This window comes from Rubrivirga halophila (genome assembly GCF_046845755.1).
GTDB lineage: Bacteria > Bacteroidota > Rhodothermia > Rhodothermales > Rubricoccaceae > Rubrivirga.
In genome coordinates this window covers 1,315,203-1,330,672 of the sequence record NZ_CP177357.1, presented here as the reverse complement: position 1 = coordinate 1,330,672, position 15,470 = coordinate 1,315,203, and the positions used below count along the sequence as shown (strand labels likewise).

At 72.9% G+C, this 15,470-nt stretch carries 9 protein-coding genes; 1 reads left to right on the top strand and 8 read right to left on the bottom strand.

Annotation, left to right across the window (positions count from 1 at the left end; all coding sequences use genetic code 11):
• Nucleotides 1-1,145: 1,145 nt before the first annotated feature.
• From ACLIRP_RS05700 to ACLIRP_RS05685, 4 genes are all read right to left on the bottom strand, one after another.
• Nucleotides 1,146-1,655 (bottom strand): histidine kinase dimerization/phospho-acceptor domain-containing protein, encoded by a 510-nt coding sequence (locus ACLIRP_RS05700; RefSeq protein WP_412062998.1) that lies wholly within the window; start codon nt 1,653-1,655, stop codon nt 1,146-1,148.
• A gap of 50 nt (nt 1,656-1,705) precedes the next feature.
• Nucleotides 1,706-3,226 (bottom strand): PAS domain-containing protein, encoded by a 1,521-nt coding sequence (locus tag ACLIRP_RS05695; RefSeq protein WP_412062997.1) that lies wholly within the window; start codon nt 3,224-3,226, stop codon nt 1,706-1,708.
• A 57-nt stretch (nt 3,227-3,283) separates the two neighbouring features.
• Nucleotides 3,284-4,138, bottom strand: coding sequence for an MBL fold metallo-hydrolase (locus ACLIRP_RS05690; RefSeq protein ID WP_412062996.1), 855 nt, complete (start codon nt 4,136-4,138; stop codon nt 3,284-3,286).
• 153 nt (nt 4,139-4,291) lie between these two features.
• Nucleotides 4,292-4,933: an LON peptidase substrate-binding domain-containing protein gene (locus ACLIRP_RS05685; protein ID WP_412062995.1), complete on the bottom strand. Its 642-nt coding sequence runs from the start codon at nt 4,931-4,933 to the stop codon at nt 4,292-4,294.
• A gap of 61 nt (nt 4,934-4,994) precedes the next feature.
• Here ACLIRP_RS05685 and ACLIRP_RS05680 point away from each other — a divergent pair, with 61 nt between their 5' ends.
• A complete protein-coding gene (locus ACLIRP_RS05680; RefSeq protein ID WP_412062994.1) occupies nt 4,995-6,350 on the top strand; it encodes a hypothetical protein in 1,356 nt (451 codons plus the stop codon).
• A 62-nt stretch (nt 6,351-6,412) separates the two neighbouring features.
• Here ACLIRP_RS05680 and ACLIRP_RS05675 read toward each other — a convergent pair whose 3' ends face one another.
• From ACLIRP_RS05675 to lanKC, 4 genes are all read right to left on the bottom strand, one after another.
• Complete coding sequence (locus tag ACLIRP_RS05675) at nt 6,413-7,039, bottom strand: hypothetical protein (RefSeq protein WP_412062993.1); 627 nt, start codon at nt 7,037-7,039, stop codon at nt 6,413-6,415.
• A gap of 158 nt (nt 7,040-7,197) precedes the next feature.
• Entirely contained in the window at nt 7,198-9,804 is a 2,607-nt protein-coding gene (locus ACLIRP_RS05670; protein ID WP_412062992.1) for a DUF5916 domain-containing protein, read from the bottom strand.
• A gap of 11 nt (nt 9,805-9,815) precedes the next feature.
• Nucleotides 9,816-11,606 (bottom strand): ABC transporter ATP-binding protein, encoded by a 1,791-nt coding sequence (locus ACLIRP_RS05665; protein ID WP_412062991.1) that lies wholly within the window; start codon nt 11,604-11,606, stop codon nt 9,816-9,818.
• Nucleotides 11,603-14,326 (bottom strand): class III lanthionine synthetase LanKC, encoded by a 2,724-nt coding sequence (gene lanKC / locus ACLIRP_RS05660; RefSeq protein ID WP_412062990.1) that lies wholly within the window; start codon nt 14,324-14,326, stop codon nt 11,603-11,605. The genes ACLIRP_RS05665 and lanKC overlap by 4 nt, the downstream gene beginning before the upstream one ends.
• Between the last annotated feature and the right edge of the window lie 1,144 nt (nt 14,327-15,470).

The window sequence follows — 15,470 nt, the reverse complement described above, 5'->3', positions numbered from 1 at the left end:
GGGCGCAAGCGCCTAGCGTCCCCTCCGATATCGGTTCGGGCGAGGGCCCCCTTAAGCGCGCGAAGCGGCAACCGGCCGTTCCGTCGCGTGGCCCCTGTAGTCGACTCCCGTTCCCCTCTCCCGGGGTATTCCGGGGGCGCGCGGGCGCCGATGAGTGCCTCGCCGTTCTCACCTCCCGATCGTGGAGCTCACCGGGACGGCTAGGAGCGTCGTGCCGACGGTTCACGCTGCGAGGTTCACGCATCTTGCGGTGCGTTCCACGGGGTCGGCAGTCCTTTTCACCAAGCTCGGCGGCGCCCCCCTTACTCGCCATTCGCCATACTGACGGATCCTGCCCTTCGGAGGGCCGAGGGTCCGCTGTGGTCCAGATCTACCGCCCCTGGACCTGTCCGCTTGTGCCTGAACACGGTCCACTTCGCAGGCAGACCTTCAGGTGTAGCGTTCTTGATCGCTGAAAGATCGGTGTCGACGTTGCTGGTCGCACCTCCGCGCACTCAGCCGAAGCTAGCTGAGCAGTCACCTGTTCCACCCACGTTGGTTTGCCTCTGTCCCTCAAGATCGCCGCCATTGCGACCTGCCTTCTCGCCGCTTGCAGTACGGATTCAGCACCCCCTCACCAGACCAACGACACTGGGTACGGGGCGCAGGACTTCACGCTCTCGATCTCTCAGAGTGAGGGGGAAATGGTCATCGGAAGCTGGACGCACTCCGTCGTTCGCATCGACAGTTCGTACTACATCGTGGGCCTCTTCACGCCGTCCGACGGAGAGTCCGTCTGGCATCCGCCAACGACATGGCCCATCTCCGACGCGGCCGTAGACGCGATGCGCCGGAGCGTTGTGTCCAATGGGTTTTTTGATCTTCCAGACCAAATCATAGGCGAATGCTTACATACAGACACCTCTGGGAAGCTGTACACGGCTGCCGAACACGACCGGCACCACCGCGTGTACGTCGACTGCATGTACGAACCCAGCGACGTACCCGTGTCGATCCGAGACATCGAGTCCCGCTTTACGGAGGCGCGCAGCGGGAGGGTATCGAGTGAGCGCTAGTCAGGCGAACCAGACGATTCCCATGTGCGAGGTTTACGGATCTGCTTCCGGGACGTGGGGGGCAGCGACGCCCGGAGCCACCCCCGTGGCTCACCCGTCCCGCATCGCGCGGTCGACAACCGTTCGGAGCGCGGCGATCTCGGCGAACAGCCCCTCGAACTGGGCCGCCGCGTCGGTGATGCTGGCGATGGCGTCGACGATCATCTCATCCGTCGGCACCGAGGCCGCCAGTTCCTTTGCCAGTTGGGCGTTCCCGGCGATCACCGCGAGCGGGTTGTTGAGCGCGTGCGCGATCCGGCCCAGCTCGTCGCGGACCTCGGCCAGGGCGGCCGCCCCTCCCCCACCCGACGCGAGCCGCTGCGCCAGCTCGTCCGGCCCGGACACGGTCTCGACAGGCGTCGCCAGCCCGAGCACGTCGCGGAGCGCGGCGATGGCCTCGGCGCCGGGCACGTCCGGCCCCACGTAGACGGCGGCGAAGGTCGTCCCGGCGAGGAACGAGCGCGCCGACTGGGCCGAGTCCGCGGTCGTCACCTCGACGTCGGGCGGGAGCGCGGCGAGCCAGGCGTCGGGGTCGGTGGCGACGAGGAGGACGTGTCCCATGGGTGCGGAGTCGGGGTCCGGGCAGACGCCGCTCGCGGTCGCCGGGGTTCCTAGCCGAGCGTCATGTGGGCCATGCCGTCGCCGGAGGGCATCGGGATGGTGACGTAGGCCGGGACCTCGACGCCGACGAGCGTGCGGAGGTCGGACCGGCCCGCCATGTCGGCGTCGACGCGCTGCCAGATGAGCTGGCGCTTGCGGGTCTCGCCATTCGCGGCGATGACGCCGTGGCGGGCGATGAAGGGGTCCTGAGACAAGCTCCAGAACCACTGCGTGAACGCGGCCCGCTCGCCGGCGGGGAGCCCGAAGGCGTCGGTGACGGCGGCGAAGTGGGGCACGGACGCCTGGTCGCGGCCCGTGAGCGCACGGGCGGCCCCGTTCCACCGGCTCGTGGCGCCGCCCGCGTCGAACGACGCGATGACGACGCCCGCGGCGTCGAGGACGCGGTTGACGGCCTGCTGGCCGGCGGTGAGCTGGTGGACGCGCTGGTCGACCATGAGGTCGAGCGTGTCGGTAAAGGCGGCGACGCGGCGTTCGAGCCGGCGCGCGTGGGCCTGATCGGTCGCCTGGAAGAGCACGTACGCGCGCCCCTCGATCTCGAAGCCCCGGAGCGAGACCTCGACCGGGCGCGTCTCGTCGTCGCGGTCGATGATGCCGTACTCGATGCCGGAGACGGCGCTGCCCTCTCGCAGCGAACGGCCCGCGAGTTCCAGGAGCGGCTCGACGGGGAACGTCTGCTGGAGCGCCTCGATGCGCCCGCCCCGGACGGCCTCGGGCGGCAGGCCGGTGGCGGCGTAGAAGGCCGGGTTGCCCTCGACGATCTCGCCGTCCATCGTGCACAAGAGGACGTAGTGCGGGTTGATCTGGTAGAGCGCGGCGACGTGCTGGTCGACGTCGCGGGCGCGCAGGCGGAGCTGGCGGAAGCGGGCCGCAACGGGCCCGAACGCCTCCGCGAGGGGGCCCAGCCACAAGGCGGCGTGGCGGATCAGCGCGTCGCCGTCGGCCTCGCCCTGGGCGATCCGCTCGCCCAGGAGCGCGAGCTGGGTGGCCGACCGCGGGCCCGTGTACCACGTCACGACGACGAACACGCCGACGATGAGCCCCCACAGACTGGCGACGGTCACGGTGGCCTGCAGAAGCGTCCCGTCGGGCAGCCCGTCGGGCGCGGCTCGGAGGGCCACGACGGCGCCGCCCCCGGCGAGGTCGGCGCTGGCGACGGTGTACCGCTCACCCGCGATGGACGCGATGCCGGCGTGCCCCGGGAGACCCGCCGCGGTCCGGCCCCAGTCGGCCACGCCCACCACATCGGGGTCCGACGTGCGGACGGGCCGGCCGCCGGCGTCGTAGACCACGAGCGCGGCGTCGCCGGCCATGCGGTCGACGGGGGCCCGGGCGTCGGGGGTCCGAAGTGCCCCGGCGACGGCGTCGGCGCGGACGGCCAGCTCGTCGGTCGCCGCCTCGTAGGCGAGGGCCCGGATGCTCGCGAGGTGGAGCGCGCCGCCCGCGAGGGAGACGGCCGTCACGACGACGAGTCCGAAGATGGCGGCGCGAACGGCCGGCGTGGGCGAGAGCATCGGGGGCGGAGGCGCGGAGCGCGGGACCCCCGGGGTATCGGCTCCCCACCGCGTCCGCTAAACCCCTGTTGGCAACGCCGGACTGGCGTCCCGGGCGCGGAGCCCCTTGTCGGTCACCTCCACGCGCGCGGACGCCGTCTCCGTGTCGTGCTCGAACACGAGCGTCCATCCCTCGGCCGCCGCCCGCCCCAGGAGCTCGCGCTTTTCCCGCAGCGTCGCCAGCGGCGCGATGTCGTACGCCATGATCCACAGGTCCGGCACGTGCGCGGAAGTCGGGACGAGGTCCCCGGCGAACAGCAGTGACCGCTCGCCGTCGGTCACCCGGACGAGCTGCTGGCCCGTCGTGTGGCCGTCGACGACGTGGGCGGCGAGGTGCGGCAGCCCGAGGGCGTCGCCGTCGACGAGCGCCAGCATCCCCGACGCCGCGAGCGGGTCGAGGTTCTCGGCCAGGAACGAGGCGCCCTCGCGTGGGCTTTCGGCGGCCCACGCCCAATGCGCCCGCTGGACGTGATGGGTCGCGGCGGGGAACGTCAGCACAAGCCGGCCGCCCTCGCGCCGGGTCGCCCCGCCGACGTGGTCGAAGTGGAGGTGCGTCAGGACCACGTCGGTGACGTCCTCAGGCGCGACGCCGAGCGTCGCGAGCCCATCGGCCAGCGTGGGGGCGTCGGGGTCGATCCCGTAGATCTCGTTGAACCGGGCGTCGCCCTTGTCGCCGCAACCGGTGTCGACGAGGACCGTCCGGCCGTGGCCGCGCAGGAGGAGGCACCGCGTCGCGAGCGGGATCCGGTTCTGGCCGTCGGGGGCGATCCGCCGCGCCCACAGCGCTTTGGGCACGATCCCGAACATGGCACCGCCGTCGAGCCACACGGTCCCGGCGTCCACGGTGTCGATCTGGTAGCCGGCGAGGGTCATCTGTGGTCGGTGGTCGGTGGTCGGTGGTCGGTGGTCGGTGGTCGGTGGTCGGTGGTCGGTGGTCGGTGGTCGGAAGATGCGACCGGGCCCGTCGCGGTGGTGGACCGATTCGGCGCCGGGCCCAGCTCCCCTCGTTCGATCTCCGGAGACCGGTCACTCCACGTCGCCGAGGTCCGGAAACCCCTCCGCGTGGCCGTCGCCGCGGGCGCGGTCGCGGAAGGCGCGGGCCTGCTCGAGCCGGACGAGCAGGGCGCCGAGGTGCTCGGCCACGAACCGGATGCGCTCGGCCTCCTGCACGGTCTCCAGGAGCTTCTGCTTGTCGGCGAGGTCGAGCCCGGCGTTGCGGCCGATGACGAACGACGCCGGGAGCGTCTGGTCGTAGCGCTGCGGCTTGGGCGTCTCGCCGGCCATCTCGAGCAGCTTCATGTGGCGCGCGATGGCCGTCTCCCGCGCGCCGGCGTCGTCGCTGGCGTCGGCGTCCTCGACGGGCGTGACGTCGGCCGTGAGGTACTCGAGGTCCCGGTGGATCTCGTCGACGCGGAAGCGGTCGCGGCCGACGGCGACCACGTCGAGGCGGCCGTCGTCGTAGCGGGCGGCCACGCGCTCGATGCGGGCCGTGCAGCCGACCGTCGCGACGCGCTCCTCGCTGGCGTAGACGATCCCGAACGGCTGGTCCTCGTCGATGCAGACCCGGACCATCTCCTTGTACTTGGGCTCGAAGATGTGCAGCGGGACCGGCTCTCCGGGGAAGAGAACGAGTCCGAGCGGGAACAAGGGCAGTCGACTGTCGGCCATGCCCCGGCAACCCCGGCGCGGTGCCCCAGGTTCTGCCCCGGGCGGGGGTAGCTTGGGGCCCGTGCCGACGCTCCGCCTCCTCGTCCTCTTCGCGCTCGCGGCGACCGCCGCCGCCGCCCAGCCGCTCGCCTTCGGGTCGGCGGACGACCCGTTCGAGGCGGGCTCTGGCTTCCGCCCGGTCGACGGGCTCCGGCTGGCCGCCGCCGCCGGGCCGGCCTACCTCCCCGACGACTGGCGCGCGGCGGTCCGCCTGGAAGCGGACGGGAGCGCGGGCCGGTTCAGCTTCGGCGTCGGGCAGGCCGTCCACTCGGGCGACGGCGGGCTCTACGGGCCCGAGTTCGACGAGACCGTCGACCTGGCGCGCGTCGTCCGCTACCTCCGGTGGAACGCCGTGCCGGGCTCGCGGAGCTACGCCCGGTTGGGGCCGACCGAGCGCGTGACGCTCGGCTCAGGCGCGCTCGTCCGCGGCTACCGCACCACGACGGCGTATGACGACCGTCGCCTCGGCGCGGAGGGCGCCATCGCCGGGCGGCTCGGTCGGGTCGCCGCGTTCGCTGGCGACGTGCTCCGCACCGACGGCGTCGTCGGCGCCGAGGCCCGGCTCCAGACCGGCGCCGACCTCGGGCCCCTCGCCGACATTGCCCTCGTAATCGCGGGCGTCCACGACTTGAGCCGGCCGGCCGCGACGGGCGACTCGTCGCTGACGGGCGTCGAGGTAACGCTGCGCGGGACGTACAGCGGGTTCGGGCCCGTCGCGGTCCGCCCGTTCGCCACGCACGCCCGGTACCTCGGCCAGGGCAGCACGCTCGGGGGCGGGCTCGAGGTCGGCTCGTCCAACATCGGCGACGCCGCGCGCGCCTCGGCCCGCGTCGGCGTGTTCGCCTCGACGGCCGACTTCGTGCCGGGCCACGTCGGCCCGTTCTACGCCGTCTCGAACGCCGAGGCTCGGATCGTCGACGACGGTTCCTTTTTCGACGACGCCCGCGCCTCGGAGCTGGCGGGCACGCCGCTCGACAGCCTGGCCGCCGGCGTCGACGTGGTCCTCGACCTTCGGCTGGTCGCGTTCGGGCGGCTGGAGATCTCCCAACACTTCCGGCGCCACATCGGCGACGAGACTGCGAGCGCCTACAGCCTCCGGCTCGCCGGCCGGCTCGCCGGCGGCGCCCGGCTCGAGTTCGCGCTCGACCGCCAGGACTTCCGGGGCGTGCTCGACCTGATCCAGGACCTGGGCGCTGTGAACTCGCTGGTGCTCGACCTCGAGTACCCCGTCGGCCGGCGCGGCGTGCTGCTGCTCCGCTCGCGCTACGGCTACCGCCGGCTCACCGGGGCGGACGGCGAGGCGTTCGCCGACGGCCCACCCCGCTACCTGGTCGAGCGTCGCTTCGAGCCTCTCGTCGGCGTCCGCGTCGGCTTGTAGGCGCGGCCGGCGCTCCGTGGCGTCGGCACGGACCAGGACCGGCGAGGGCGGCCACGTGCGGCTCAGTCCGACCGAACGACGAGGTCTCCACTCCACCGCCGGAGGTGGTGCAGCGCGAGCGCGGCCGTGGCGAACTCCCGCACCCACGGCTCTCCCTCGGCACGGAGCGAGCGCAGCGCGTGTTGGCCGCAGGCCGTCAGGGCGAGCCCGACGATGGCCTCCTCCCGGAGCCGGCGAGGAAGGTGGGCGCCCCGGGCCATCTGTTCGAGCGGGGCAGCCGCAGCGTCCCGGTACCGCCAACTCAACACGAAGGCGGCCTCGCGGCGGGCCGCTTCCGCCCCGCCCTCCGCGCTCGCGACGGCTGCCAGCCGGGCGGCGGTCGTGGACGGCGAGAGGGTGGCCGCGAACAGGCCCCTCCCCTCGGGGTCGCCCGCGCCGATCTCCAGAAGGAGCCGGGCGGCCGCCTCGGCGTCGACCTCGAGCCCGTACATCTCGTCGGCCTCGTCGGTGAGACCGAGCCCGACGACGCGGTCGGCCCCGGTCCCCATCGCCTCGATGTCTACCCACGCATAGAGCGGCCCCGACCGCGACCGGCACGCCGCGCGGACACGCCGGCTGGCGCGGGTGCGGATGTGCCGCACGCCCCCCCCGTCGAGCTCGACGAGGTAGACGTCGTCCCCGTTGCGCACGCCGACCCGACCGTGCCCGCCCTCGCAGATCGATGGGGCCGCCGGGAACCAGACCCGCGTGGGGTCGGAGGAGGGGGAGCCTGCCGTCGCGGACGGCACGCCCGCTTGGGCGGGGCCGATCGCCAGGGCAAGGAGCGCGAGGAAGAACCCGTGGGTCGTCATTGTCCAAACCAGTACGTGAGACGGACGGAGAACTCGTTGGTGGGGGCGACCCGGTCGGGCCCGACGCCGAACAGGCTCCCGAAGTCTCGGACCGGGTCGATCACCCCCTGCTCGCGGAGGAACGCCTCGCGCCCCTGGCGCCACACCACGTGCAGCACCGACCCCGGGCGGTACTCCCAGCGGAGCGTCGCGCTCGCGTTGAGCTGCTTGGAGCTGAACGCGAGCGGCACCCCGCCCAGCTGGCTCACGTCGATCGGTGTGTACCGCTCGGCGCCATCGCGCGCGAGCGGGTCGGCCACGAGTCGGTGCTCGTCCATCGTCGCCGCGCTGACGAAGGGCTCGAGGTAGGCCTGCAGCGACAGCCGCGGCGAGATCGAGTAGTCGACGCGGGTCCGGAAGGACGCCGTCGTCTGGTCGATGGCGCTGCCCAGGTACTCCGGGCCCGCCCCAGCGTCGAAGCTGGCGAGGTAGAGCCAGTCGAGCCGCGCGCGCATCAGGGTGACGCCCGTTGAGACGTCCAGGCGGGGCGAGGGCCGCCACGAGAGCGTGGGGTTGGCCTGGAGGACCGTGCCCGCGGTGCGGTCCTCGCGCTGGCCGAGCACGTTGAGCGCCCACCGGACTTCCTTCCGGGGGTCCCCGTTCCAGCCGACCGACAGCAGCGACCGCCCCGGCGTGTAGAGGGCCGGCCCCCCGCGGAGCTCCACGACCGACCGGGCCGGCGCGAACCGGACCATCGTGACCCCGCCGCTCCAAAGGTTCTTGAGCTGGGCGGCCCCCTGGAGCACGACCGGCGCCAGGGTCTGCTCCCCGCCCAGCGTCCAGTTCCGCCACGAGGTGAGCGAGCCGGACCAGTACCGGAACGGGCCCCGCCCCCCCACACGGAAGTACGTCAGCCCAGCGGCGACGCTCGCGACGTCCGCGGTCCGCTGGAACCCAAGGTCGTTGACCTCGAACCCGGCCGACCGGACGGACCCGTTGACGACCCACCGCCAGTTGCCGCCGGAGATCTTGCGGAGGCCGAGACTGGCCCCCACCCCGCCGAGCTCGGTCCGGGTCGAGTCCAGGGCGAGGCACCCGAGGCACCCCGTGGCGAGGTCTGGGCGCTGGAGGTACCGGGCGGACCGGGTCTGCGTCCGGAGCAGGGCGTCCGGGGCCCCCGCGACGCGGCTCCCCAACGCCCACCCCGACAGCTCCAAGGTGTTGCCGCCAAACCGGTGCCGCCCGCTCAGCCCGCCCGCGAGGGCCGACCGGTGGAGCGCGTCGAGCGCGCCGCCGTCGGGGAGGCTCCGGTACACCGACGTGCCCACGACGCCGAGCGCGCTCTGCCCTCCGCGGAGGTCGCGCTGGAGCCGGACCGCGGTGTAGCTCGTCAGCGGCTCGACCGTCTCCACCCACGACTCCTCAGCCGTTGCGACCCGGGCCTCCGCCCGGTCGCTGACGACGCTCATCGCCCCGACGGACCACCCGTCCGTCGTCCGGCCCGTCAGCTTCAGTGCGCCCAGGATCGGCGTCGTCGCCGGGGCGCTCACGTAGGTCCCCGAGGGGCGGTACTGCGGGGCCCGGCCGATCCGGCGGGAGTAGACCAGCTCGTCGGCGCCGTCGAGCGTGAGCTCGCCGAGGGAGAACGCGAACAGCTCGCTGCCCTCGGAGAAGAACGGCCGGCGCTCGGCGAAGTACGACTCGTAGGCGGTGAGGTTGACCTCGGCCGGGTCTGCCTCGACCTCCCCGAAGTCGGGGTTCAGCGTCGCCGTCAGCGTCAGATTCCCCGTCAGGCCGTACGTCAGGTCGGCCCCGGCCGACGACGACAGCGCGTTCGACTGGTAGAACGGGTCGCCCTCAGCCAGGGGCGCCCGCTCCACGTGGCCGAGCACGTAGGGCCGGACCTCGAGCCGGCGCGGCGACCGGAGCCCGCGGAGCCCGGTGAGCGCCCCGAAGTTGGAGACCACCTGGGGGGCGTCCGGCGGCGGCGGCGACCAGTACGACACCTCGCCGATCCGGGCCACCTCGCGCTTGACGTTGAACCCCCACTCCGTCGCGTCGGTCCCGAAGCGGAGCTGCGAAAGCGGGATCCTGAACTCGGCGGTCCACCCGGCCGAGTCGACGCGGGTGGCGACGGACCACACGGCGTCCCAGGAGACGTCCTCGCGGGCGTCGTCGACCACCTTGTAGTCCAACATCGACCCTCGCGGGTTGACCGCGAACACGAAAGCGGTCCGGTTGTCGTCGTACCCATCGATCATCACGTGCGCCCAGTCCGAGTCGGCCGAGCGGCGGTCGCGGCGGACGAGCGGGGCTGTGAGCGAGTCGGGCCGAGGGTCGTGCATCCGGAGTCCGACGTAGAGGGCCTGCGTGTCGACGAGCACGCGGACTTCGGTGTCGTAGGCGGCGGGGTCGCCGGGCGAGGGGCGGAACTGGGTGAACCCCGTCGCGACCGGGGCGGCCTCCCACGCGCGCTCGTCGATCTGGCCGTCGGTCCGAACGGCGTCCGTCCGGCTGACGGCCTTCAGCGTCCGGTCGGCGCTTGGGGACGGGGGGGCCGTCTGGGAGCGGGCCGGGAGCGCAGCCGCCGACACGGCCAAGAGGAGGGCCAGGAGGGATTTCATGCGAGTCCTCGTCAGTTGAAACAGGGGGGGTCGAGCGCGGGCTGGCTCCGAGCGCCGTCGCTGACGGCGTGGAGCCGGGCCAGGGTGGCGTAGTGGCCGCCCCGCGCCACCAGCTCGTCGTGGGAGCCCACTTCGATCAGCGAGCCCGCGCCCATGACGTAGATGCGGTCGGCCCCAGCCGCCGTCGAGATCTTGTGGGTCACCGTGATGGTGGTCCGGCCCTCGGAGAGCCTCGCGAGGGCGTCCTGGACCGCCGCCTCGGAGGCGCCGTCGAGGGACGAGGTGGCCTCGTCGAGGAGGAGGACCGGGGCGTCCTTGAGGAGGGCCCGCGCGATGGCGATCCGCTGCTTCTGGCCGCCGGAGAGCTTGACCCCGCGCTCCCCGACCGGAGTCTGGTAGCCTTGCGGCAGCCGCTCGATGAAGGCGTCGGCGTTGGCCGCTGCCGCCGCCGCGCGGACCTCCTCCTCGGTCGCGTCGAGGCGGCCGTAGCGAATGTTGTCGTAGACCGTCCCGGCCTGCAGGATCACGTCCTGCGTGACGACCGCGACCTGCTCGCGGAGCGACCGCAGAGTCGCGCCCCGGACGTCCTGCCCGTCGACCCGCACGCGGCCCGCCGTCGGGTCAAAGAAGCGGAGGAGCAGGCCCAGGAGCGTCGACTTGCCGCACCCGCTCGGCCCCACGAGCGCGACGGCCTCGCCCGGCGCCACGTCGATGGTCACCCGGTCTAGGACCGGGACGCCGGGGACGTAGGCGAACGACACGTCGTCGAACTGGACGTGCCCGCGCGCGACCGTGAGGGCGACCGCGCCGGGGGGGTCCTGGACCTCGGGCGTTCGCTCGAGGATCTCGAACAGCCGCTCCGAAGCCCCGATGGCGGCCTGGAACCCTGCGTAGGTCTGAGCCAGCCCGGCGATCCCCTGCCCGATCGTGAACGCGTAGAACAGGAAGGCCACGAGGTCCCCCGCCGAGAGCCGCCCCGCGACGACCTCGAGCCCCCCGTACCAGAAGATGGCCACGACCGCGCCCAGGAACAGGAAGTCCACCACGGCCCCGTACGCCGACGAGGCGATCACCCGCCGCTTGGCCGAGCGGAAGACCCGCTCGACGGCCTCCCGGTACCGGGCCGACTCGTAGTCGGCCCGCCCGAAGGCCTGCACCAATCGAACGGTGCTCAGCCCTTCCTGCGCGATCGCCGTCGCCTCCGCGAGCCGGTCTTGGACCCGCCGCGCGAGCCTGCGCAGCGGGCCGCTGAACGCCTTCGACACGGCGAGCACGAGCGGGACGACGACCCCCACGAACAACGTGAGCCGCCAGTTCAGCGCCACCATCAGCGCGAGCGACCCGACCACGCGCATGACGAGCAGGATCAGCGTCACGACCGACTCGGTCACGGCCCCGCGGACCACGGCAACGTCGGACGTCAGGCGCGAGGTCAAGGTGCCGACGCTGTGGTCGTCAAAAAAGCGGAGGTGGAGGCCCTGGAGGTGGCTATACACCCGGGCTCGGAGGTCGGCGACGACGCGCTCGCCCGTCCAGCGCATGGTGTACCCGGCGGCCAGGCTGAAGAGGGCCTGGGCCGCGAGGACCGCGAGCAGCACCAGCGCGAGTTGGTGGATCGCGACGCCCGCCCCCTCGGTGAGCACGCCGTCGATGAGCGCCCGGATGCCGAGCGGGACGGTGAGGTTGGCGACCACCGAGACCGCGTACAGCGCGAGCGCGAGCGCGAGCCGTCCCGCGTAGGGCCGTCCGAGGGTGAGGACTCGTCGGAGCCCGGGGCCGAAGGCGATGGGGGTCGGCGTCATGTCAGCGCGAGGGCGCCCGGGCCGCTGGGCACGGCGACCGGGTCGGCGGCGAGGAGGGCGTCGGGGTAGAGGAACCGCGGGGCGCCCGGGGTCAGGAGCCGGTGGAGGAACAGGCCGACCCCCGCGCTCCCGCTGCCGAGCCCGCAGCTCAGGCGCGCCAGCCCCCGCCCCGGGAACGCCGCGCCCGCCGGCCGGTCCGCGCGGGCGGCGAGCAGGCCCTCGGCGACGGCGAAGGCGTGGTGCCGGTAGCCCTCGTCGCCCGTGTACTCGGCCATGTCGACCAGGAACTCCCCGAACCCGGCGAGCCCGTGGTCGAGCCAGAGCTTGTCGGTCTGCCGGTGCGTCGCGACGTGGGCGCAGCGTTCGGCCATCTCCAGAAACCGGGGCTCGCCCGTCGCGGCGAACAGGCGCACCAGCGCCGTGCCGACCCCGGCGGACCCGTACTCGGTGTGGGGGACCTGCGAGCCGACCCCGACGCCCCCTTCTCGGGTGTAGAAGCGCCACAGGGTCAGCGAGTCGAACTCGACGGCGCGGGACAGCTCGTCGTCCATCGCGGCGACGGCGACGTCGAGGTATGCGGGGTCGCCTGTCGCACGCGCGAGGTACGTGAGAAAGAGCGAGACGCCAGCCTGGCCGTGGCCGAGCCCGAACCGGACGGTCCCCTCCTGGTCCCAATAGACGCCCGCCGACGACGGCCGGGCGGCTGAGACCAGGTGGTCCCCGGCACGCCGGGCCGCCGCGAGCGCCGCGGACGCGGGGGCCTGCGCCCAAACGCTCAGGTGCGCGAGCCCCCAGCCCGCCGCCCCGTCGTAGAGCCCGGGCGTCGACAGGGCGAGGCGCTCACCGGCCGAGGCGTCTCGCAGGGCGGCTTGCGCCGCGTCGAGATCCCCGGCCTCAAGCCAGTACAGGGCGAGCCCCGCGTGCCCGGCCATCAGGCCCGGCGGGAGCGCGCGGCGGTGCGCCGACGCCCGGATCCAGGCGTCGACGCCCTCCGGGACCGCCCCGGTGGCCCGACGCAGGAACGCTGCGACCCCGGCCGCCCCATGGCGGAGGCCGACTCCGTTCGTCGTGAAGGCCTCCGGGCAGGACGGCCAGACCCGGTCTTCCCGGTCGGTGTCGGTGTGGGCGGTCACGTACGCCACGACACCGTCGAGGAGCGCGGGGAGCGCGGCGCGGAGCGAGGGCTCCGGAGCGGGGCAGGGCCGGACGCGGGCTCCCTCGAAGATCGCCGGGACCGTCGAGGACGGCTCCCCTCTCGCCGCCTCCAACGCGTCGACCGCCCGGGCGATCGACCACCGCTCGGCGGGCGACGGGTGCATGAGGCCACGGACGGTGCGGCCGAGGGCGTCGGGGAACCCGACGTCGCGCGCGGCGAGGTCGAACACCCGCAACGTCCCGTCGGGGTTGAGTTCGGACCCGGCCACGTTGAACGAGACCAGGTCCAGCAACAAGGCCCCGAGCGCGTAGTGGTCGTCCGCTTCCGTCGGCCGGTCGCCCCGGCGCTGCGCCGGCGAGCGGTACCCCGGTGTGCCGCCCGACACCACGGGGTCGCTCCCGCCGACCTCGTGGGCCAACTCGAAGTCGATAAACCGGATGCCCCCGGACTCGGGGACCAGCAGGTTGGACCTCGTCAGGTCGCGGAGGAGGATGCCCTGCTCGTGGAAGGCGCCGACGCCCTCGGCGACCTGCCGGAAGGTGTCGACGAGGCGCCCGTAGAGGTCGGCGTCGGAGAGGGGCTCGCGGTCGCGGAAGTACCACTCGGCCGCGTGGAACCACAGCGAGGGCCCGCTCACGGCCTCCTGGACCAGGAACCGGTGCTCCCATTCGTCGAACACGTCGATCAGGGCGGGCACCAGGCCCGTCGGCGCCATAGCGTCGAGCACGCGGGCCTCTTTGTTCAGCAGGTCCCGGGCGTCCGACCCCGACCGGGGGGACATGAACGGGCGGGCCTCCCGGATCACGACGTCGGTCCCAGTCTGGGAATCGCGGGCCCGGTACAACCCGCCGCTCCCCGCGTACCGGATCGCCGAGCGGACCTCGTAGCGGCCGTGGAGCACGATCGGGCCCCGGCGCTCCTCGGCGGCACCGCCGCCGAACGGGTCCGAGGCCCACGCCGGCGCCCGGTAGACCGCGCCCCGGGGGTCCGGGACGAGCAGCCCGTCGGGCGTGCGCAGCTGGTGCTCGAGCGAGCCCGTCGGGCCAAGCGTCGCCACCCCCGTGTGGGCGCCGTAGCGGTAGAAAACCGCCCGGCTGTCCCCGAGCGGCTTGTCGGACAGGATGTAGGGGCCGGCAAGGTCTCGAGTCGCGTCGGCCAGCCGCTCGGCGAGGCGGACGAAGGCGGCCTCGGAGTCGGGGTACGCCACGAGGAACTTCCCGGCGCTCACCCGCGACCAGTTCTTGCTCGTGGACAGGCGGGCCATCCGGGGGTCGGCGACGTACTTAAACGCGGTCGCTTCGTCGAGGAGCACCGGGAGCACACGCTCCAGGGTGACCGGGGCGGACGCAGGCGTCGCCGAGACGTGGATCTTCCACCCCTGCGCGATCGGGGCGTACGCGGGGGGGGTCGCTCGCGTCCAGAAGCCCCCCTCCTGGACCGACCACTTGGGGCCGAGCACCGAGCGTACCCGTGCGCCCCAGTCGGGGCTCGGGACGTAGCGGTCCAAGCTCTCGAAGTGCTCGGGGCTCATCAGGGTATACGGGAGCGCGTGGTCGAGGTGCATCGCTCAGCGAGAGAGGGTGTAGAGCGGCCCGACAGGGTCGTCGAGGCCGTCCGGGGCCGGGTCGGGATCCGGAGGGTGGTGGCCGGCCCGGCCGCGCAGGGCGGGGACGAGCGGGCCGCCAGCAGGTGCGAGCCCGCTGGCGGCCGACTCGGGCGAGGCGCTCAGTCCTCCTCGATCGTGCACTGGTAGGTGATGATGATGGAGAGGAACGACGGGCTACAGCCCGGCACATCCTGCTCCAGGGCCTGGAGGTCGAGGACGTTCTGCATGGTGGTCGGGGGATGTGGCACTGCACGGGTCGTGCAACGCCGGGTGGTTAGTTCGCCGGAGCGGTCTCCTCGGGCTCTGCGCCACAACGGATGGTGACGATGATGGAGAGGAACGACGGGCTGCAACCCGGGACATCCTGCTCCAGAGCCTGGAGGTCGAGAACGTTCTGCATGGTGCTGAAGGGTGTATGAGGAAAATCGTGAAGTGGACGCTGGCAGGGTTTGCCCGAAAGGGGTCAGACGCGCTTGGCCCACAACCCAAGGATCTCACTTTCCCTTCACCGTGCGGTTGGGGGATTGCCCAAATTGGATTGGACATTGTTTACCCGGCCCCCTCTATCCCCCACCTCCGGCTGGTTCACCGCGGTGTCGCGGGCGAGCCGGCCGACCATGCGTGCGCCCGCGCACCGTGCCTCCACCCGCGCCCCTCGCGCACTGGCCACCAGACGGCGCACCTCCCCCGGGGCGCGCCGTCGCGGGGGGGGGCCGACACGATCAGCAGAGTCCCGATCGCAAGCGGGCCCCAGACACCTCAGGGCTCCGGACACGCCCCACGCACGAAGGCCCCGGACCACCCAACCGGGGCGATCCGGAGCCTTCCCGTTTCCGCACCCGAGGCGTGGGGTCCTACGACACTCGGATCAGAAACAGATGATTCCCAGAGGACCCAGGTCGTAGCACTTCAGCGGATCCGGTGCTGCGGTGTCCGAATCGAGGTAGACCGAGCAGTTGAGGGTTGCGACAAAGGGGAGAAACAGGGAGGTGAGCATGCCGGTGGGCAGTTGGTTAAAGAGAACCCCAATATTGCACGCCAGCTGCCTCAGGGGACGGGGACTCTACCCAAAGCCACGCCCCATTTCCTCAGGACACATCGG